Below are 19,400 nucleotides of genomic sequence, written 5' to 3'. Positions count from 1 at the left end.
GAGGGGGAAATGCTTTGAAAAAGTTAGCAATGATTATTTCTGTTTTATTTTTACTTATAAGTGTTGGTTGTAGTAAGTCCTCAAGTTCTGGTGGGACATCAAGTGAAGATTCCTATGGCGGGAGTTTGAATATTGCAATTAGTGTCCAGCCGCCAACATTGGATGCTCATTTGACTACTTCTTCTGATGCTATTGAAATAATGAGAAATATTTATGAGACATTGGTTACGCAAAACAAGGACCAACAAGCAGTGCCGATGTTGGCAGAATCGATTGAAACAAGTGAGGATGGCTTAACTTATACGTTTAAGTTAAGAGAAGGGATAACGTTTCATAACGGAAAAGAGATGACTTCAGAAGATGTTGTTGTTTCCATGAATAGATGGCTGGAGCAATCCTCTCGAGCAAAATTATTATTGAGTGGAGGGAAATTTGAAACAGCCGATGAGTATACGGTCACATTAAAACTAGCTGAAGCCGTTACTGATGTGTTACCTGAGTCCGTGACGTAATTAATAATAAATGTGCCCACAAATCCTGATATAATAATGTTATCAGCTGATTTATGTTGATAATTTTATTTCACCAGGCAGGTGTTGAAATTGGTTAAGTTTATTTTAGAAGATTCCGATGATACATTAACGACCCATTCGGGTCTAGGTTTAATAGGTTTGCTTTTATCAAAAACAAAATTTTACAAACGTTTTTCATCCTTAAAGGTCCCAGAAATCAAGTCGTCTCCGGCCATTCTTAATGGGGATGTTACCACTTCTTATGTGGGTCTATTGTGCCAAGGTAAGAATGATTTCGACCATATCGAAGAATTTCGAGATGATCCCTTCTTTTATCGTGCATTGGATATTCAAGTGGTTCCATCAAGTCCCACACTACGGCAACGACTCGATCAAATTGCCAAGGTGACTGGATGGAAATCCATTGTTCTGGAAGAATCGGCTAAACTAATACGGCAATTTGATTCTCCTGTCACTCCAACAATTACTAGTGACAAAAAATCATACGTACCTCTGGATATTGATGTATCGCCATTTGATAACTCAAATACTAAGAAAGAAGGGGTTAGTCGCACATACAAAGGATGTGACGGGTATTCCCCTAACTTCTCCTATTTGGGTCAAGAAGGCTACGTTGTAAATGTGGAACTTCGGGAGGGAAGCACACACGTTCAAAAGGATACTGAGAAATTTCTCGAGAAAAGTATTATATATTCTCGGATGATTACTGATCTATCGTTATTGGTCCGTATGGATGCAGGAAACGATAGTGTCGAAAACCTAAAAGTTTGTGTGAATGAAAAGGCCGATTTCATAATTAAACGAAATCCTCGCCGTGAAAAGCCTGAAAACTGGCTCATGGTAGCTGAACAATTCGGTAAATGCGTTCAGGAGCGAGAAGGAAAACGTGTATTCTATGGTGCTTTAGAAACAACTCCAAAGGGAATGAAAAAAGCCATTCGCCAAGTCTATAAAGTAACAGAAAGAACGATTGATAAAAACGGCCAAATCCTCTTAATCCCAGATGTTGAGTTTGAGAGCTATTGGACTACCCTACCTAATGAAACAGAGGAAATAATTAGCCTTTATCACGAACATGCCACTTGTGAACAATTCCACAGTGAATTAAAAACGGATTTAGACCTAGAACGTTTCCCTTCTGGGAAATTTGCCACCAATGAATTAATCTTACATCTTGGATGTTTAACCTACAATCTCCTTCGGATTATTGGCCAAGAAAGCCTGAAATCAGGGGATGCGCCGCTTAAAAGAAAGGTCTTCCGTCGCCGAGTAAAAACGGTTATCCAGAATTTGATTACATTAGCTGCAAAATTGGTAAAGCATTCCCGAAGAATTTACTTAAAGTTTGGAAATCATAGTCCTTGGTTTCCTACTTTTAAACGACTGTATCTTTCATTTACAACATAAGCCTAGGAAACTGAATAGGTAATAAGACCTGAAAAAAATTATAGGTAAGCAGGTTTTATTTAGTGTACACAAAAAACAATCAATCCAACTTAAATTAGTACGAATGGCAAGAAAATAAGGAATTCCTAAAATTATCGGAAGAATTATTTTTTATCACGGATTCAGGTGTTAGATATTATGGCAGGAAAAGGGCAGTTTCCCGCTATTATGCCATCTGAAGTAATAGAGGATGCTGGTAAAGATGGGGTTTCCGAATATATTGGTACTGGACCACTTAAGTTTGTGGAATGGAAACAAGATCAATATATCAAGTTAGAAAAGTTTGCCGACTATGTAGCATCTGAGCAAGAATCCAGTGGTCTATCCGGTAAAAAGACCGTCTATATAGATGATGTTACTTATCATATTGTTCCAGATTCGTCTACAAGACTAGCTGGCATTCAAACAGGAGAATATGATATTGCAAATAGCATGCCTTTTGATAACTATGAGCAATTAAAGAATACACCAAATCTTAAAACCTTTGCTTCCTTCGATTCTGGAACGTTGAATGTAGCTTATAACAAAAAGCAAGGGATAATGACAAACCCGGAGATAAGAAAAGCAATTAATACTGGTATTAATGCGAATGCTATTATGCTTGCCAGCTTTGGTAGTGAAGATTTATATAATTTAGATCCTGGTTATATGAGTCCAGAACAAAAAGACTGGGCTACAGATGCGGGAAAAGAAGTCTTTAACTTAGGTGATGTAGAAAAAGCGAAACAAATGCTAAAAGATGCTGGGTATAATGGCGAAGAAATTATTCTCTATTCTACAAGGGATTATGACCATCAATACAATTCTTCTGTTGTATTAAAAGAACAGTTAGAGCAAATGGGAATAAAAGTGTCACTAGAACTCTATGATTGGCCAACTTTGACCGAAAAACGTGCTAATCCAGAAAATTGGGATTTGTTAATTGTAGGTACTGGCTATGTTACCACGCCATCACAATTATTAGTAGTTAACCCAGATTATGTAGGCTGGACAAATGATGAAACAATGACAACTTCCTTGCAAAAAATTCGTACAGCAGCAACAAAAGAGGAAGCAAAAGAACTCTGGGCTGAGATGCAATCCTATATGTGGAATGACTATGTTCCTTATACCCTATTTGGACATTATGCAAGTATTATCACGGCTACAGATAAATTGGAGGACTTCACTGTATTTCAAGGACCTATTTTATGGGACGTAAAAAAAACGCAGTAAATTCATTTTCTTCATAACTCACTTAAATAGGACAATGCTTAGCTATAACTCTTGTTCCTTTTTAGGAGGTAAGTGCCACTAGCCATCAGTGGGTAAGGCGCCACTGATGGAAGTTTTCTTATTTTCATCGAATGTAAAAGGAGGAAATTAGATGAAAATGTATCTTGTTAATCGATTGTTTTCTTTACTACCCGTTTTATTTGTTGTATCGGTTGTTATCTTCTCTATCATTCACTTAACGCCTGGCGATCCTGCTGCTGTTCTCCTTGGAGAGGAAGCAACAGAACAGCAAATTAAGGAATTGCGAATGGAAATGGGATTGGATTTACCGATCATCGAACAGTATTTTAACTGGATAAAAGGAGCGGTTCAAGGTGATTTTGGTGTTTCTTATTTTATGAAAATGCCTGTCCTTGAGGCAATTACCAGTCATCTCGGTCCAACCATTTCTGTAGCTATTTTAGCTGGGATAATATCGTTAGTTTTTTCATTGCCACTTGGTATTCTAGCTGCCATGCATAGAGGGACAGGAACGGATCAGACGATAATGGGAATATCTTTATTGGGAATGTGTGTACCTAGTTTTTTGCTAGGGTTGTTTTTAGTATTGCTCGTTGGTGTTCAACTGCAATGGTTACCTGTAGCAGGATATCGGCCATTGAGTGAGGGGATATGGGAACATTTAAAATACTTAATTTTGCCATCTATTTCCCTTGGAGCGATGCATACAGCATTGATTTCCCGAATGTCTCGCTCAAGTTTATTAGAAACATTAAATACCAACTATATAAAAACAGCAAGAGCGAAAGGTGTTACAGAAAAACTGATTATTTATAGACATGCCCTTCGAAATGCTTTTCTTCCTATATTAACGGTTATTGGTCAAACCTTTGGCTCATTGGTAGCTGGGGCTGTTGTAACAGAAACAATCTTTAATATTCCAGGAATTGGGCAATTAATCATTAATTCGGTAGAGCGAAGAGACTATGCGGTCATTCAGGGAGTAGTGCTGTTTGTGACCTTCATCTACGTCATTATTAATTTAATCGTCGATTTATTATATGGCGTCATTGATCCAAGGGTGAGATTGGAGAGGCAATAAAAGCTTATGGTGAAAAATGGTGATATTTAGCGATAAACAGCAGAGGAGGGGAATGGATGAGTGTATTAGAGCGAGATTTGAAGTTTATAGAAAGTAAGAATGATTTAAAAAAGCAGCAACGTCTTTTACTTTTTCACAGAATTATAGGTAATAAGCTGATTGTAACGGGGGGAGTTATTCTAACGCTATTAACATTAATAGCACTTATTGCTCCGGTCGTTGTTCCATACGGTCCATATGAAATGCAAGTGGAAAATCGTCTGAAAGCTCCAAGTGTCGATCATCTACTAGGAACAGATAACTTTGGGAGAGACTTGCTTTCCCGAATTGCATATGGTGCAAGAGTCTCCTTAGGAATAGGGGCGATGGTAGCATTTTTCGCCTGCTTAATTGGGTTAATTATCGGGTTACTCGCAAGCTATTTTAAAACATTGGATAATATTTTGATGCGCATTTGTGATGGATTAATGGCTATTCCAGGAGTTTTATTAGCCATTGCTTTAGTCGCTGCATTAGGACCATTAAAACAAAATGTAGTCATTGCCCTTGTGATTGTTTTTATTCCTAACGTAGCTCGAATTGTTCGATCTACGGCATTGGTCATAAGAGAAGAGACTTATATTGAAGCGATTAGAGCGCAAGGAGCGAGTACTTGGAGAATTATTGCTCTGCATATTGCGCCAAACACGATTTCCCCATTAGTTGTTCAAGCATCCTTTATTTTCGCAGATGCCATCATTACAGAGGCGGCGTTAAGCTTTCTAGGTGCGGGCATTCCAGCTCCCAACCCAAGTTGGGGGAACATTTTATATGATGGGAAAATTGTCATTTTTAATGCATGGTGGATGACTGTATTTCCAGGGATTCTTATTATTCTATCCGTACTGGGACTAAATCTGTTAGGAGATGGTTTAAGAGATTTATTAGATCCTAATATAAGCAAAGGGAAAAAAGGAAGATAGTAAGGAGGGAAGGGCATGAGTTCGGATACGTTATTGGATGTGAAAGACTTAAAAACTCACTTTTTTACAGAAAGAGGAAAAGTGACGGCAATAGATGGTGTCTCATTTCAAATCAATAAAGGGGAAATCGTTGGAGTAGTAGGGGAATCAGGTTGTGGGAAAAGTGTTACTTCCCAATCGGTTCTGCGCCTGTTTGATGAAAAGCATCTTGTGAAATATGAAGGAGAGATTCTTTTCGAAGGAGAGACAGATTTATTAAAGCTCTCAAAAAAGAAAATGCAGATGATTCGGGGAAATGATATTTCCATGATTTTTCAAGATCCTCTTAGTTCTTTAAATCCTGTGTTAACAATTGGTTTTCAAATAGCAGAGGCGATCATGCTTCATCAAGATGTCACCAAGAAGGAAGCTTATGAAAGAGCAGTCGAAATGCTAAAACTTACTGGTATTCCGTCGCCGGAAAAGCGCGTTAATGACTATCCTCATAATTTATCAGGCGGTATGCGACAACGTGTCATGATCGCTATGACATTAGCATGTCAGCCTAAATTGCTGATAGCTGATGAACCAACAACAGCATTAGATGTGACGATTCAAGCGCAAATATTGGATTTAATTAGTGGGCTCAATCAAAAGCTTGAGATGGGCGTTATGTTTATTACCCACGATTTAGGTGTGGTGGCAGAGCTTTGTCATAGAGTAGTAGTTATGTATCTTGGCCAAATCGTCGAAGAAGCTAGTGTAGAAAGTTTATTTGAAAGCCCCCTTCATCCTTACACAAAAGGATTAATCAAGTCCATTCCACAAATGGAGGGAGATCGTTCACAAAAACTGCATGTAATCGAAGGTACTGTTCCTTCCCTTGATAGTATACCAATTGGCTGTAGGTTTGCACCAAGATGTCCGTTTGCTGATTCTGTATGTTTAGAAAAGGCACCAGATTTAACCGAAACCTCCTCTAATCAAAAGGTTCGATGCTGGCACTTTGAAAAAATAGCGCAAGAGGAGGAATGTTATGCAAATGTTTCAAGCTGAACAACAAGAGAAGAAAATCCTGTTGGATGTGCAAGGGTTAAAAAAATATTATCCTATAAAAAGTCCTCTTGGGAAACTGGGAGGAATAAAAAATTATGTTAAGGCGGTCAATGATGTTTCCTTTCAATTATATGAAGGAGAAACATATGGATTAGTTGGGGAGTCGGGCTGTGGAAAAAGTACAACAGGCAAAACATTGATGAGACTAACTGATCCAACGGAAGGTACAGCTATTTATAGAAATCAAGATATTTTTCAGCAAAAAGGTAAGGGATTAAAAAAGATGAGAGAAGAAATACAAATGGTTTTTCAGGACCCTTATTCTTCTCTCAATCCGCGAAAACGAATTGGAAATACATTAGAAGAGCCCCTGATAATTCATTCGATTGGCGATAAAAAAGACCATACGAATAAGGTGATGGATATTATGGGAAAGGTTGGCTTACAAGCAGATCACTATTATCGATATCCACATGAATTTTCCGGAGGCCAACGACAGAGAATTGGGCTGGCAAGAGCTCTTATTGCTAATCCGAAGTTAGTCATTTGTGATGAACCTGTTTCTGCTTTAGATGTTTCCATTCAGTCTCAAATTATTAATCTTATGCAAGAAATTCAAGCAGAGTATCAATTAACCTATCTGTTTATTGCCCATGATATTAGTGTTGTAAGACATATTTCAGACCGGATTGGAGTTATGTATTTAGGAAGAATGATGGAAGAAGCAACTACGGATGAATTGTTTGCAAATCCATTGCATCCTTATACAAAAGCCTTATTATCCTCCGTACCAATCCCAAATCCAAAAAGAAAACGAGAAAAAATACAGTTGAAAGGAGAGTTGCCTTCACCATTGGATCCTCCAACAGGATGTGTATTTCATACAAGATGTCCATTTGCAATGGATCGATGTAAGCAAGATGTACCTACAAAATTACAAGTTAACGATAAACATGTCGTTGCTTGCCATTTATATGATTAACCGAAAAAAAGAAATTAATGGAGAGGGAGTTCATTTACATGGAAAATGTAGAACAAAAAACAGCGGCTATTACAGAAAAGGTGGAACAGGTATATAAAAAGCTTGCCCAGAATGAGCAAGTCAAAACAGCGCTAGCGTTTTTAAAAGAAGATAATGAAGCAACGACTGAGGAACAAATTGAGCTCACGGAAATAGAAGCACCAACCTTTGAAGAAGATGAAAAAGGAAAGTGGTATAAAAAGAGATTAGTAGAGCTAGGTGTTCAAGGAGTATCTACAGATGAGGTAGGGAATGTTTTTGGGGTGCTGCCTGGAAGTGGGAATGGTCCTTCCCTTGTTGTTTGTGCACATCTAGATACTGTCTTCCCAAAAGGAACGAATGTAAAGGCAATACGGAAAAACGGGTTAATTTATGCTCCTGGGATTTGTGACGATGGGAGAGGGTTAGCCGTTGTCTTAACGATTATCCGTGCTCTCACTGCAGCAGGGATAAAGACAGAAGGAGATCTCATCATTGGCGCGACAGTTGGAGAAGAAGGACTGGGTGATTTAAGAGGAGTGAAGGCATTGTTTGACAATCGCCAAGATATAGATGGATTTATCTCCATCGAGCCCGGAGATCCAAGCCGTATTACCTATTTAGGTACAGGAAGTAAAAGGTTTAACGTTTTATTTACAGGGCCAGGTGGACATAGTTTTGGAAATTTTGGTATTCCCAGTCCTATTCATGCATTAGGGAGGGCTATTGCTAAAATTTCTGATTTGCAGCCACCTGCCGAACCAAAAACAACTTTTAATGTAGGGGTGATTAAAGGGGGAACTTCTGTTAACACCATTGCCGAAACAGCAGAAATGTTAGTTGATTTGCGCTCCAATTCCCAAGAAGAGCTAGAAATAATCGAAAGTAAGTTTTTGCATTTGATGGAACAAGCCAAAGAAGAAGAAAATGCTCGATGGAACGTAGAATCACAAGTAAGTCTTCAAATAGAAAAAGTAGGTGATCGTCCAGCAGGATCACAAGATAATGATGCTATTATAGTGCAAGCTGCTCGATGTGCGACATCCGTTCTAGGATTTGAGCCGATTTTAGATAAAGCAAGCAGTACCGATTCTAATGTTCCTATTCATTTAGGTATTCCTGCCTTAACACTTGGCGGAGGTGGTGAAGGGGGAGGATTCCATACATTACAAGAGTATTATAATCCTACAGATGGCCACATTGGTGCACAAAAAATCTTATTAACAATTCTAGGTTTAGTTGGATTAGAACAGGTTACCTCATCATTATTGGAGAAGAATAAATCAAAATGTTAAATGGTATAAGGGAGAATTCAACTATGAAAGAAGTATATCAATATATTGAAGATCATAAAGAAATGTATGTAAAATGGTTGTTCGATCTTTGCGAGCAACCGAGTGTAGCCGCGCAAAATAGAGGGATTAAGGAGACAGCCGAAATGGTTGAGCACCATTTGAAGAACCTAGGGGCAGAAGTAGAGTTAGTGGCAACAGAAGGAAATCCAGTTGTTTATGGGGAGATACAAAATGGCAAGGAGAAAACTCTCTCCTTTTATAATCATTATGATGTTCAGCCAGAAGACCCGATTGATCAATGGTTAAGTGATCCATTTACTCCAGAGATCCGTGATGGAAAAATATATGCACGAGGTGTTGCTGATAATAAGGGAACACTTCTCTCTAGAATTTGTGCTGTCCATGCGTATCAAGCAGTATATGGTACATTGCCGATTAATCTGAAGTTTTTGGTAGAAGGGGAAGAAGAGATCGGCAGCCCTCATCTAGAAGAGTTTATTATCAATAATCCTAAAAAAATCCAAGCAGATGGATGTATTTGGGAAAATGGATTTAAAACATTAGATGGGAGACTGCAGATTACTTTAGGCTGCAAAGGAATGTTGTATGTAGAGTTAAGAGCTAAAGGGGCTAATATTGACTTGCATTCAGCGAAAGCAGCCATCGTGGAAAATCCGGCTTGGCGATTAGTATGGGCCCTTTCTACATTGAAAAATACGAAAGAAGAAGTATTAATAGAGGGATTTTATGATAAAGTCAAAACTTTGACAGAGGAAGAAAGAAAGCTGACAGAAGAAATGGAACTTGATGAAGCAGCTGATTTAGAAAATTTAGGGTTAAAAAACTATGTAAATAATTTAACTGGTTTTCCTTTGAAAGAAAAATTAATTTTTCAACCAACTTGTACGATTTGCGGGATCGAATCTGGTTATACAGCAGAAGGATCTAAAACGGTTCTTCCCTCGACTGCAAAAGTAAAACTCGATTTCCGTCTAGTATCAGAACAAGATCCAGAAGAAATTTACGATCTATTGGTAAAGCATTTAGTTAAACACGGATTTGGTGACATCGAAGTTATCAAGTTAAAAGGGCAAAGAGCAGGCACAACTGAATTAACTGATCCACTTGTCGAGAAAGTTGTCAGCACTGCTCAGCAGTTCTATGACCAAAAGCCACAAGTCTTACGCTCGCAAGCTGGAACAGGTCCTATGTATAACCTTTGTCAAAAATTCGGCATTCCATCCCTTGGATTCGGAGTAGGCAACGCAACCTCCCAAAACCACGCACCAAACGAAAACATAAACCTAACCGACTATATAGAAGGAATAAAGTTTATGGCATCCGTATTACGGAGCTATGCATAGGGAAGCAGAGGGACGGTTCTTGTGGGGACATTCGACTCGCAACAGCTGTCTCCTGTATTTTGCCAATTAAATGAAACCAATTGCACCACCATAACGTATGAATATTATGAATAATCAATCATATATGTATGATGGAGGTGTTTGAATGATATTTTTATGGTTATTTGCACCAATAGCAATTGTGATGGGCCTTGTTCTATTTTTCGAAAAGAAATCTGGCATGACAGCACCTGATGAAAACAAACAAGCAGAAAAATTAGGAGAAGTAGTACATTATAATCGAGTTAATTCCAGCGGTGGACCAGGAGGAATGGGATGAATGATGGGGAAGCAGAGGGACGGTTCTTGTGAGGACATATCATACACAAGAACCGTCCCTCTATTTCTTTTAGCAATGCAGGGAGTCCCCCTGCTTCCATTACTTGATTACCACATACTCCAATCCAACAAGTTTTGCGTAAGTGATAATTTGATCGGTTGTTAAATTTAAGGAAACAACTGTATGGTGACCTCCGCCATTCTCTATCCAAGCTTTCACGCCGTCTTGGAAATTTGGCTTAATTGTCCATAGCACTCTGGCTACAGGTAGATTTGGTGCTGGAACAGTTGGTTCAAATGCTGATACTTCATTAATTAATAGTTTGTAATGCGTACCGAAGTCAGCCATTGAAACAACGACTCCGTCTCCAGCTTTCCCATCAAAAACTAAACGAGCGGGATCTTCGCGATTGCCAATTCCTAACGGAGATACAATCATTTTAGGTTTAGTCCTTGCTAAAGTTGGATCGACTTCCAGCATATGTGATTGAAGAGCTGCCTCTTGACCAACCGCTAATTCATAGGTGTAATCTTCCATAAAGCCTGTTGATTCATTATGGCTCATTACTTTTAGAAGGCGATCAAGTGCAGCTGTTTTCCAATCACCCTCACCAGCGAAACCATATCCTTGTGCCATCAAACGTTGGACAGCCAGACCAGGAAGTTGCTTCATGCCATATAAATCCTCAAAGTTAGTTGTGAAAGCATTGTATCCGCCTTCATCTAGAAAACGTTTTATCGCAATTTCGTAGCTTGCTTGTACTTTCACACTAGCTTCCCAATCTTCCTTACTATATGTGCCGTAATCCAATTCATAGAGTGTTTCATATTCTGCAAATAAATCATTAATCTCTGTTTCGCTTACCTCATTTACATATTGGACAAGGTCTCCGATTCCAAAGTAGTCAACTGTCCAACCAAATCGTATTTGTGCTTCGATTTTATCGCCTTCTGTAACCCCTACATTACGCATATTGTCCCCAAAACGAGCTACTTTAATATGGAAGCTTTCATTATAAGCTACTGCTACGTCCATCCAATCAGCAATCTGCTGTTGTACTTTTGCTCTTTGCCAGTGACCTACAACTACTTTATTTTGTTTTTTCAAACGGGCATTGATGAAACCATATTCTCGGTCACCGTGTGCTGCTTGATTTAGATTCATAAAATCCATATCAATCGTTTCCCAAGGGATACTCTCATTGTATTGTGTTGCTAAATGAAGCAATGGTTTTTGCAATAGTTTTGTTCCATGAATCCACATTTTCGCAGGAGAGAAAGTATGCATCCAAGTGATGACACCAGCCACTTCATCACGATAGTTGACTTCTTTCATAACATTCGTAATAGTATCTGCACTGACCGCTAATTCTTGTAAAACAAGTGGATATGGTAAAAGTCCACTTTCATTTAAAGTGTCTGTCATTGTTTGTGCGTGTGCCTTGACTTCTTTTAACGCTTCTTCTCCGTAAAGATGTTGTGAACCTACAACAAACCAAAATACTTTGCTCGTTGACATATATGTCCCTCTTTTCGAATTTTATTGTTTAATAGATTGCATTACTGTTGTCCGTAATAGGCGTTTTTTCCATGCTTTCGTAAATAGTGTTTATCCAAAATACGTTGAGGCAATTCTTGAGAAAAACGGTTTAATTCCCGTGTAAATAAATTCAACTTCGCCACTTCGTCTAATACAACACTGTTCATTACGGCCGATTTGGCATCTTTGCCCCATGTGAAGGGACCATGACCATGAAGTAAAACTCCAGGAATGGCTAATATATCTAATCCGCGTTCTTCGAATGTTTCGATGATTACCTGACCTGTTTCTTCCTCATAACCACGATCAATTTCTTCTTGAGTCAAAAAGCGAGCACATGGTACAGCACCATAAAAGGTGTCTGCATGAGTGGTTCCCATTGCAGGAAGATCTAGACCGGATTGCGCCCAAATAGTGGCCCAAGTTGAATGTGTATGCACAATTCCACCAATTTCTTGATAATGCTTATAAAGAACTGCGTGAGTAGCTGTATCAGAGGAAGGGTTCAATTCTCCCTCCACTACATTGCCCTCTAAATCAATAACGACCATATCACTAGGTTGCATGGTTTCGTAATCAACACCACTAGGTTTAATAACAAATAGACCACTATTGCGATCAATCGCACTTGCATTTCCCCACGTGTATTTTACTAGTCCGTGTTTCGGTAAATCTAAATTTGCGAAGAATACTTCTTCTTTCAAATGTTCTAACATATTAATCCCTCCAATTCTGACTTAAAGAATTAAATTTTCTATTGCTGCTTTCTCGATAGCCAATCCTTTTTTGTATCGTTCAATAAATTCCTCAAAGCCTTCTACATCAAAGCAATCAGGGTAAATTTCTTGGTTATCAACCTCTTTAAATACTTTTTTGTCGAGGAAATCTTCTAAACTAGCATTCTCGTTATTATTCACCATATAAGAAGCAAGAAGAGCAATTCCCCATGCTCCGCCTTCACCTGCAGTTCCCATTACGGATACAGGAGTATTCATAGCAGCTGCAACAATTTTTTGACCGACGACAGGGGTTTTAAATAAACCACCATGTCCTAAAATGCTATCAATTGCTACGTTTTCATTTTTTGTCAAAATATCCATGCCGATTTTTAATGCACCAAAGGCAGTAAAGAGGTGTGTTCTCATAAAATTCGCTAAATTGAAATGGCTTTCTGGTGAGCGGACGAATAACGGTCTCCCACTTTCTAGACCTGTGATATTTTCACCGGAAAAATATCCGTAACTAAGTAAGCCTCCACCATCTGGATCCGCTTCCAATGCGGTGTTCAATAAGACTCTAAATAATTTATCCGTATCAACCTTTTGTCCCATTGCCTCTGAAAATTCACGGAATAATCGCATCCAAGCATTTAAATCACTCGTACAGTTATTCGCATGGACCATTCCAACTGGACTTCCATCTGGAGTTGTAACGATATCAATTTCTGGATAAACTTTTGAGAGCTCTTTTTCTAGCACGATCATGGCAAAAACGGAAGTTCCAACAGAAATATTTCCAGTCCGTTTTCTCACACTATTGGTTGCGACCATCCCTGTGCCTGCATCACCTTCTGGGGGGCATAGTGGAATACCGGGTTGTAAATTTCGTGAACGATCTAGAATTTTTGCTCCTATTTCCGTTAATTCTCCTGCCTGTTCTCCCGCAATAGCGACTTTAGGAAGGATATCTTTTAGCTTCCAAGGGATATTCCTTAATGGCAATTAATGCTTCAAACTGCTCGATCATTGCTTCATTATAATCTTTTGTAGTTTCATCAATTGGGAACATACCGGAAGCATCCCCGATACCAATTACCTTTTGACCAGTCAATAACCAATGGATATATCCAGCTAAAGTGGTGATATGGTTGATTCGCGGGATATGCTTTTCATTGTTTAATATTGCTTGGTAAAGATGGGCAATACTCCAACGTTCTGGAATATTGAATTGGAATGTATCGGTTAATTTTTTTGCAGCTCTACTGGTTGTTGTATTGCGCCATGTTCGAAAAGGAACAAGTAGTTCACCAGTATGATCAAAGGCCATATAGCCATGCATCATAGCTGAAAATCCAATAGAACCAACTGTGCGAATAGTAATCCCATACTTACGTTCAACCTCTTGTTTCATTTCACTATAAGCTGTTTGTAAGCCAGTGATTATATCCACTAAATTGTACGTCCAAAATCCATCTTCTAAAAGGTTTTCCCATTCATAACTTCCTGATGCGATCGTTTCAAAGTTATGGTCAATTAATACAGCTTTAATCCGAGTGGAACCGAATTCAATTCCAAGTGAGGTTAATCCGTCAACAATTGCTTGTTTCGTGTTTGTTTGATTGTTTTTCATATATTCCCTCCTTGATAGCGATTTCATATACTGTAATCGATTGGAGTTGCTTTTTATTAGGATGTTTTCTAAAGGATTGTTGTTTTTCAATCGAAAAAAAAGAATGAGTTGGAAAAATGGAGCAGCCAGAATACACGTAGACTCCTATAGGCTCAGCGGAAGTGTATTCCAGTTGCGGGTAATCGCAACGAATTTTACGAAAACAGCCTTTTATTATTTCAAAACTTTACACATTCACGATAATATATGTACGTACTTTTGTCAATGATAAATAAATTTGTTCGTATTGAATGGGCAAGCTTATACTTTGTATTTATCTTAATCTTTGTAATAAAGGTTTTTTTATCTATTTAATAAAAAAATCAAAAAAAATTGTTTTTTAAAAATTGTATGGTATTTGTATGTTGATAGTATATTTAGTTTCATTCATACTTATGTTAAAATGTGACCATACAAATAAAGAAGCGTTTTAATCGGGGGACTATTTTCGCCCTTTATTAGTTTTAATTGAAACGATGGACTTTTAAATATTTTAAATGGTAGCAATCAACAATGAAGGAAGTGCGTTAATTGAAATTAAAGTATCAGATTATTATTGATGATATAAAAAGTAAGATTCTTTCAGGTGACTATCGCGTAGGTGAACAAATACCTACTGAAACAACCTTGCAAGAAAAGTATAAAGTTAGCCGTCATACTGTTCGAAAGGCGATTTTAGAGCTATCAAATGAAGGCTTTCTCAGAAGTGAAAAAGGTTCGGGTACGTATGTTTCTAATCAATATCAGTCCAAAACAAGTGGAAAATCAAATAATAAAACAATTGGTGTAATCACCACCTATATTTCAGATTATATTTTCCCTTCCATTATTCGTGGCATTGAAGGGAGATTGAATGCAGAGGGGTATTCGTTGCTGTTAGCTAGTACAAATAATGATGTAGAACAAGAAAAAAAAGCGTTGGAAATGATGCTGGCATTTGGAGTAGATGGATTAATTGTTGAACCTACGAAGAGTAATCTATACAACCCCAATATTGCTTACTATTTATCATTCAAGGAACAAGATGTTCCGTTTATTATGGTCAATGCCTATTATGAGGAATTAGAAGTTCCGTTCTTTTGCCTCGATGACGTAGAATCCAGTTATCTCGCAACAAATGAATTAATTTCAAAAGGGCATACTAAAATTGGTCTTATTGCAAAAATGGATGATTTACAAGGGAAATTTCGCATGAAGGGATATATCAAGGCACTGGGTGAAGCCAAGCTGCGCTTTCAGGCTGAACATGTCTTTTCTTTTACTACAGAGACTAAGTTGGATTTAAATGTAAACTTGCAGGGGTTTTTAATCGAGAATATCGAAGAAATGACTGCCATTGTATGTTATAACGACGAAGTTGCATTGGAAGTTGTAAATGTATGCAGACAACTTGATATTCCGATACCGGACAAATTATCGATTATTGGTCAGGACAATTCTTATATCGCTAAAAATGCCAATATAAAACTTACAACTTTAACACACCCACAAGAAAAAATGGGACACGATGCAGCTGATTGGATTATTAAGAAATTACAAGGAAAAAAAGATTTACTAAATGAAAATTACTATCAGCCTGAATTAATAGAAGGGGAAACGATTAGGGAGGCAGAGGGACGGTTCTTGTGAGGTCATTCGACTTACAAGAATCGTCCATTTGTATATTTTCTCAGACAATTTTGCTTAATAGGCTTTCCTATAAGAAGAAGATAGTATTTAATAGATAGAAAGATGAAAGATAGTTAAAAATGGTTTGATATACTATTATATCCATTTTTAGCTATGGATTGAAAAAGGGAGGACGTTCATGAGTCTTAAAGAGGAATTAAAACATGAAATGCAAAATTTAAAAAGGGATATGGAAAAAGAGGTTCATAAGGTCTGGACCATTGATTATAAAGGACATTGTATTGAAGTTATCAATCAAATGAAAGAAGAGTTTCTAATCATTGATGGAATAACAGTTGATGAAAATAAACGAAAGTCTTTATTTTCACATATTATTCCTTACACAAAGTTATCAGGAACTCTTACATTAGAAGATGGGAAAAAGCATAAGGTTTCTGTCAAAATTGGTGGCTATATTAAACTAAACTGTATCATCAAAATTGACCATGAGATTATTATAAATAAATCAGAAAAGCTTGAATTCCTTCCATGGGAACATAAAGAAAAAATTGTTCCCTATATCCAAAAACAAGTACAAGCAAATCATAGAATAGTAGATGGACAGCTACCAGATGATGACTACTTTTTTGGTACAGATAAACCAAGATTAGATCCAGGTCTATTTGATATTATCGTGAATGAACCACCGACACCTTTATTTATGAATAGACTAATGAAACTTTTTAAAGAGCAGCTGGAACACCCTACTGTAAAAACGAGAAAGTCGACATACGACCAAATTATTTTTGATCATATTGCTATCTATCGAGATGAGCTCATTGAGCAATTAGGGCAAGCTGAATTGGATGGGCATGCGTTACAGCAAGAGGCACTATGGCTTCTCGAACATGCTGCACATAGAGATGTTGTCAAATTTGCTATCCTTGTACTTGGTTTTACCAATTGCGAAGAATATCAAGATCTCTTATATACAATTGGCTTGCACGATGAATTTACTCCATATGTTATATTTGCAATAAGAAATGGAGGGAAGGGAGTAAATGATCAAATTTGGAGTCTGGTTCAGTCTGTCCAAGGGATGGGTAAAATAACAGCGATTGAGCTCGTAGAAGCCAAAACGCCTGAAATGAAATATTGGCTGCTTACCAAGGGTTGTGAAAATAGGAAATTTGCTGATTTTATAGCTCTGCGTTGTGCTACAAAGGGAGAGTTAGATGTGGCACTCTATGAAAAGGATATTTCGAAGGAACTATACACTGGAGCAGCCATGATTATTGAAGGTTTATTAGATGAGTCAAATCCAGACGGTATCGATAACTATCCTTATGCTGCTGCTGTGCTGACACGTTTCCTTTACCATGCACATACTCATTGTGAAAACTTGGAGGATTTCTATCCGTTTTTAAAAATAAGTGAATTTCTACATGCTGATGAAGAAATTTGGGAAGAACGTTTGAAGGAGCAATGGAAACAGCATGAACGTACGTTACTTCAAGAAGCACTTCAACCATTTTTAGATAATCCTAAATGGTCACATTTAGCATTTGATGCATTGAAACAGGACTCAGAAGTTGATTTTCGAGCGATTAAGGTTGCACAATTCTATCAATTGGACATCACTTCTTTATTACTTAAAATACTAAAGAAGGAACCGTCAAACAGTGCTTTATTTGCCGCAATAATGGAGACAAAAGATATTCAGCTTATTAAAGAGCTCTGTGCTTTTGCAGAAACGCGTTTCCCTTTACCAAGGTTAACGATAGAAGAACAAGAATGTTTAGAATTCATTATTCAAGATTTGCAAGAATTTGAGGGTGTAGGTTTACCGTTAATTCAGGTAGCGCTCGAATCAGAGAATGAAAGATTACGCTGGCAAGCACTAACTGTACTAGAGAACTGGTCTCCATCAGTCTGGAATCAGCCAGCTATACAAGATGCACTAAAAACAATAACAAAAACCACAAAAGATAAAGAAGAACGCCGATTTGCCAAACAATTATTAAGTAGATAAAGAGGAAGCAGAGGGACGGTTCTTGTGAGGTCATTGACTTCACTTCAAAACCGTCCCTCTGCTTTCTCTTAAAAATATGGAACATTTATAGGGTGATAAGAGATAGCTTCTGATGAATATACCTCAATGAGTACATGATTTCCTAGCATTTTTGCTTGGAGGAGTACTGGTCGTTGGTAGTTATTTTCAAACACAAAATCTGGTCCGTCCCAGCTAACTGTGGCGTCTCGTTTAGGTGGAACATACGGGATTTTTCTGCTATGTGAATAGCGATGGACAATTTTTAATCCCGCATTATCTACCGCATTAAAAAGAGTAGAAGAAACTTGGCATATTCCCCCACCAATATCTTCTGAAAATTTCCCATTAATGATTACTGGAGCTTGTAAATATCCTTTTTCTACGGTTCTCTTTCCGACAACTTGATTAAAGGAAAATTGTTCATTTGGAAAAATTACACTATTATTTATTGCTTTTGTAGCAAGCGAAATATTCATGCTTCGTTCTTTATTATTTCTGTTAAAGGTTGTTATATATCTGCCAATCCTTTTTCGGCGAATACTTTCTAATAGTTCGCTATCTACTTTAGGATAAATGACTTCTAAGGGGAACTCCTGCTTACTGGAAGTATCATTAAAATAATGGGCATACATTTGATCAATAAATTTCAGTCGATGGAGACGATATCCAACTTTTTCGGGAACAATATTCCCAGATTTATTAATTCTGGCGTCTTTTGGTTTGATATATACTTGTTTATCTATTTCATCCATCACTTTATTAAATTCTTTTGTATCGATGACTGGCAAACTAGGGGATTTCCATAAAAGTTCTTGTTCCGTAACCTTTTGCTGTGCGGAACTTTCAACTGTTCTAAAAAAATCGCCTGGTAAAATTGCTGCATATGAAAATAGGATGAGTCCGATTAAAAAATGAGAATACATTCGAAACAACCTCCATAAAAATCTCCGATATCCTTTAATATGTGTTTGTTTTACAATTTAATGTATTTATTTGTAAAATTACTGATTCCCTTTGTGCTCATGTAAAAATAAATATAATAATTACAATAATGGTGAAGGAATTCTATGTTTCTAATAGAAGTATTCAGAAGATTCATTAAAGAAAATTTAGGAGGATACATATGGGGAGACCAATTCATTTTGAAATTCATGTGGATGACATGGAACGTGCAAAAAAGTTTTATGGAGAGGTATTTAATTGGAAGTTTGAAGATTGGAGTGATTATGCTGGAATGCCGTATTTTGGAGCAGTGACCGGGGATGAGAGTGAGCTAGGTATTAACGGAGCTTTAATCAAACGCACCGTTCCTCTCCCAGAAAAAATCCAAGCTGTAAATGGGTATGCTTGTACAATGGGAGTAGAAGACTATAATGTAGCCGAGGAGAAAATTCTTCAAAATGGAGGAACAGTTGCATTGCCAAAACACGCTTTACCTGGAATGGCATGGCAAGGCTATTACAACGATACAGAAGGAAATATATTCGGCATTCATCAACCTGACAAAGACGCGAAATAATGGGCGCAGAGGGACAGTTCTT

At 37.6% G+C, this 19,400-nt stretch carries 16 protein-coding genes and 1 pseudogene; 13 read left to right on the top strand and 4 right to left on the bottom strand.

Annotated elements, in window-relative coordinates; all coding sequences use genetic code 11:
- Nucleotides 1-14 precede the first annotated feature (14 nt).
- The 10 genes from HHU08_RS21275 to HHU08_RS21230 all read left to right on the top strand — a co-directional run bounded on the left by HHU08_RS21275 (nucleotide 15) and on the right by HHU08_RS21230 (nucleotide 10,271).
- Nucleotides 15-512 (top strand): ABC transporter substrate-binding protein, encoded by a 498-nt coding sequence (locus HHU08_RS21275; RefSeq protein WP_205835670.1) that lies wholly within the window; start codon nucleotides 15-17, stop codon nucleotides 510-512.
- Nucleotides 513-596: 84 nt separating this feature from the next.
- Nucleotides 597-1,940: an IS1380 family transposase gene (locus tag HHU08_RS21270; RefSeq protein WP_118977697.1), complete on the top strand. Its 1,344-nt coding sequence runs from the start codon at nucleotides 597-599 to the stop codon at nucleotides 1,938-1,940.
- A 177-nt stretch (nucleotides 1,941-2,117) separates the two neighbouring features.
- Entirely contained in the window at nucleotides 2,118-3,194 is a 1,077-nt protein-coding gene (locus HHU08_RS21265; protein ID WP_169189269.1) for an ABC transporter substrate-binding protein, read from the top strand.
- A 151-nt stretch (nucleotides 3,195-3,345) separates the two neighbouring features.
- On the top strand, nucleotides 3,346-4,296 hold the full coding sequence (locus HHU08_RS21260; RefSeq protein ID WP_101729494.1) for an ABC transporter permease: 951 nt from the start codon (nucleotides 3,346-3,348) through the stop codon (nucleotides 4,294-4,296).
- A gap of 56 nt (nucleotides 4,297-4,352) precedes the next feature.
- The gene (locus HHU08_RS21255; RefSeq protein ID WP_169189268.1) at nucleotides 4,353-5,258 is read left to right on the top strand and encodes an ABC transporter permease; all 906 of its coding nucleotides are present in this window, start codon (nucleotides 4,353-4,355) and stop codon (nucleotides 5,256-5,258) included.
- A gap of 15 nt (nucleotides 5,259-5,273) precedes the next feature.
- Nucleotides 5,274-6,293, top strand: a complete 1,020-nt coding sequence (locus HHU08_RS21250; protein ID WP_101729493.1) for an ABC transporter ATP-binding protein — start codon at nucleotides 5,274-5,276, stop codon at nucleotides 6,291-6,293.
- Nucleotides 6,280-7,275 carry an ABC transporter ATP-binding protein gene (locus HHU08_RS21245; protein WP_169189732.1) on the top strand — a complete coding sequence of 332 codons (996 nt, stop codon included), beginning with the start codon at nucleotides 6,280-6,282 and terminating at the stop codon, nucleotides 7,273-7,275. The genes HHU08_RS21250 and HHU08_RS21245 overlap by 14 nt, the downstream gene beginning before the upstream one ends.
- A 38-nt stretch (nucleotides 7,276-7,313) precedes the next feature.
- Nucleotides 7,314-8,588, top strand: a complete 1,275-nt coding sequence (locus HHU08_RS21240; RefSeq protein ID WP_169189267.1) for a M20/M25/M40 family metallo-hydrolase — start codon at nucleotides 7,314-7,316, stop codon at nucleotides 8,586-8,588.
- Between the two features lie 23 nt (nucleotides 8,589-8,611).
- On the top strand, nucleotides 8,612-9,952 hold the full coding sequence (locus HHU08_RS21235) for a M20/M25/M40 family metallo-hydrolase (protein WP_235678854.1): 1,341 nt from the start codon (nucleotides 8,612-8,614) through the stop codon (nucleotides 9,950-9,952).
- A gap of 145 nt (nucleotides 9,953-10,097) precedes the next feature.
- On the top strand, nucleotides 10,098-10,271 hold the full coding sequence (locus HHU08_RS21230) for a hypothetical protein (protein ID WP_169189265.1): 174 nt from the start codon (nucleotides 10,098-10,100) through the stop codon (nucleotides 10,269-10,271).
- A gap of 99 nt (nucleotides 10,272-10,370) precedes the next feature.
- On the opposite strand, the gene araA is transcribed toward HHU08_RS21230, so the two are convergent.
- The 3 genes and pseudogenes from araA to HHU08_RS21215 form a co-directional block, all read right to left on the bottom strand.
- On the bottom strand, nucleotides 10,371-11,789 hold the full coding sequence (gene araA, locus HHU08_RS21225) for an L-arabinose isomerase (protein WP_169189264.1): 1,419 nt from the start codon (nucleotides 11,787-11,789) through the stop codon (nucleotides 10,371-10,373).
- A gap of 41 nt (nucleotides 11,790-11,830) precedes the next feature.
- Nucleotides 11,831-12,526, bottom strand: coding sequence for an L-ribulose-5-phosphate 4-epimerase (locus HHU08_RS21220; RefSeq protein WP_169189263.1), 696 nt, complete (start codon nucleotides 12,524-12,526; stop codon nucleotides 11,831-11,833).
- A gap of 21 nt (nucleotides 12,527-12,547) precedes the next feature.
- Nucleotides 12,548-14,159: pseudogene (locus tag HHU08_RS21215) on the bottom strand (xylulokinase).
- Nucleotides 14,160-14,729: 570 nt separating this feature from the next.
- Here HHU08_RS21215 and HHU08_RS21210 point away from each other — a divergent pair.
- Complete coding sequence (locus tag HHU08_RS21210; protein WP_169189262.1) at nucleotides 14,730-15,827, top strand: GntR family transcriptional regulator; 1,098 nt, start codon at nucleotides 14,730-14,732, stop codon at nucleotides 15,825-15,827.
- A 178-nt stretch (nucleotides 15,828-16,005) separates the two neighbouring features.
- Nucleotides 16,006-17,838, top strand: coding sequence for a hypothetical protein (locus HHU08_RS21205; protein WP_169189261.1), 1,833 nt, complete (start codon nucleotides 16,006-16,008; stop codon nucleotides 17,836-17,838).
- A gap of 68 nt (nucleotides 17,839-17,906) precedes the next feature.
- Here HHU08_RS21205 and HHU08_RS21200 read toward each other — a convergent pair whose 3' ends face one another.
- Nucleotides 17,907-18,782 carry a VanW family protein gene (locus HHU08_RS21200; RefSeq protein ID WP_169189260.1) on the bottom strand — a complete coding sequence of 292 codons (876 nt, stop codon included), beginning with the start codon at nucleotides 18,780-18,782 and terminating at the stop codon, nucleotides 17,907-17,909.
- A gap of 200 nt (nucleotides 18,783-18,982) precedes the next feature.
- On the opposite strand from HHU08_RS21200, the gene HHU08_RS21195 reads away from it, so the two are divergent.
- The gene (locus HHU08_RS21195) at nucleotides 18,983-19,378 is read left to right on the top strand and encodes a VOC family protein (RefSeq protein ID WP_169189259.1); all 396 of its coding nucleotides are present in this window, start codon (nucleotides 18,983-18,985) and stop codon (nucleotides 19,376-19,378) included.
- Nucleotides 19,379-19,400 lie beyond the last annotated feature (22 nt).

The sequence above is a fragment of the Niallia alba genome (assembly GCF_012933555.1).
Classification (GTDB): Bacteria; Bacillota; Bacilli; order Bacillales; family Cytobacillaceae; genus Niallia; species Niallia alba.
This window is presented reverse-complemented; position numbering and strand designations above follow the sequence as displayed.

Excerpts from the sequence above, each read along its gene's own strand:
- HHU08_RS21245 (WP_169189732.1), top strand. The coding sequence starts at position 6,280 with ATGTTTCAAGCTGAACAACAAGAGAAGAAAATCCTGTTGGATGTGCAA.
- HHU08_RS21265 (WP_169189269.1), top strand. The coding sequence starts at position 2,118 with ATGGCAGGAAAAGGGCAGTTTCCCGCTATTATGCCATCTGAAGTAATA.
- HHU08_RS21220 (WP_169189263.1), bottom strand. The coding sequence starts at position 12,526 with ATGTTAGAACATTTGAAAGAAGAAGTATTCTTCGCAAATTTAGATTTA.
- HHU08_RS21255 (WP_169189268.1), top strand. The coding sequence starts at position 4,353 with ATGAGTGTATTAGAGCGAGATTTGAAGTTTATAGAAAGTAAGAATGAT.
- HHU08_RS21195 (WP_169189259.1), top strand. The coding sequence starts at position 18,983 with ATGGGGAGACCAATTCATTTTGAAATTCATGTGGATGACATGGAACGT.
- HHU08_RS21240 (WP_169189267.1), top strand. The coding sequence starts at position 7,314 with ATGGAAAATGTAGAACAAAAAACAGCGGCTATTACAGAAAAGGTGGAA.
- araA (WP_169189264.1), bottom strand. The coding sequence starts at position 11,789 with ATGTCAACGAGCAAAGTATTTTGGTTTGTTGTAGGTTCACAACATCTT.
- HHU08_RS21200 (WP_169189260.1), bottom strand. The coding sequence starts at position 18,782 with ATGTATTCTCATTTTTTAATCGGACTCATCCTATTTTCATATGCAGCA.
- HHU08_RS21235 (WP_235678854.1), top strand. The coding sequence starts at position 8,612 with ATGAAAGAAGTATATCAATATATTGAAGATCATAAAGAAATGTATGTA.
- HHU08_RS21205 (WP_169189261.1), top strand. The coding sequence starts at position 16,006 with ATGAGTCTTAAAGAGGAATTAAAACATGAAATGCAAAATTTAAAAAGG.
- HHU08_RS21230 (WP_169189265.1), top strand. The coding sequence starts at position 10,098 with ATGATATTTTTATGGTTATTTGCACCAATAGCAATTGTGATGGGCCTT.
- HHU08_RS21250 (WP_101729493.1), top strand. The coding sequence starts at position 5,274 with ATGAGTTCGGATACGTTATTGGATGTGAAAGACTTAAAAACTCACTTT.
- HHU08_RS21260 (WP_101729494.1), top strand. The coding sequence starts at position 3,346 with ATGAAAATGTATCTTGTTAATCGATTGTTTTCTTTACTACCCGTTTTA.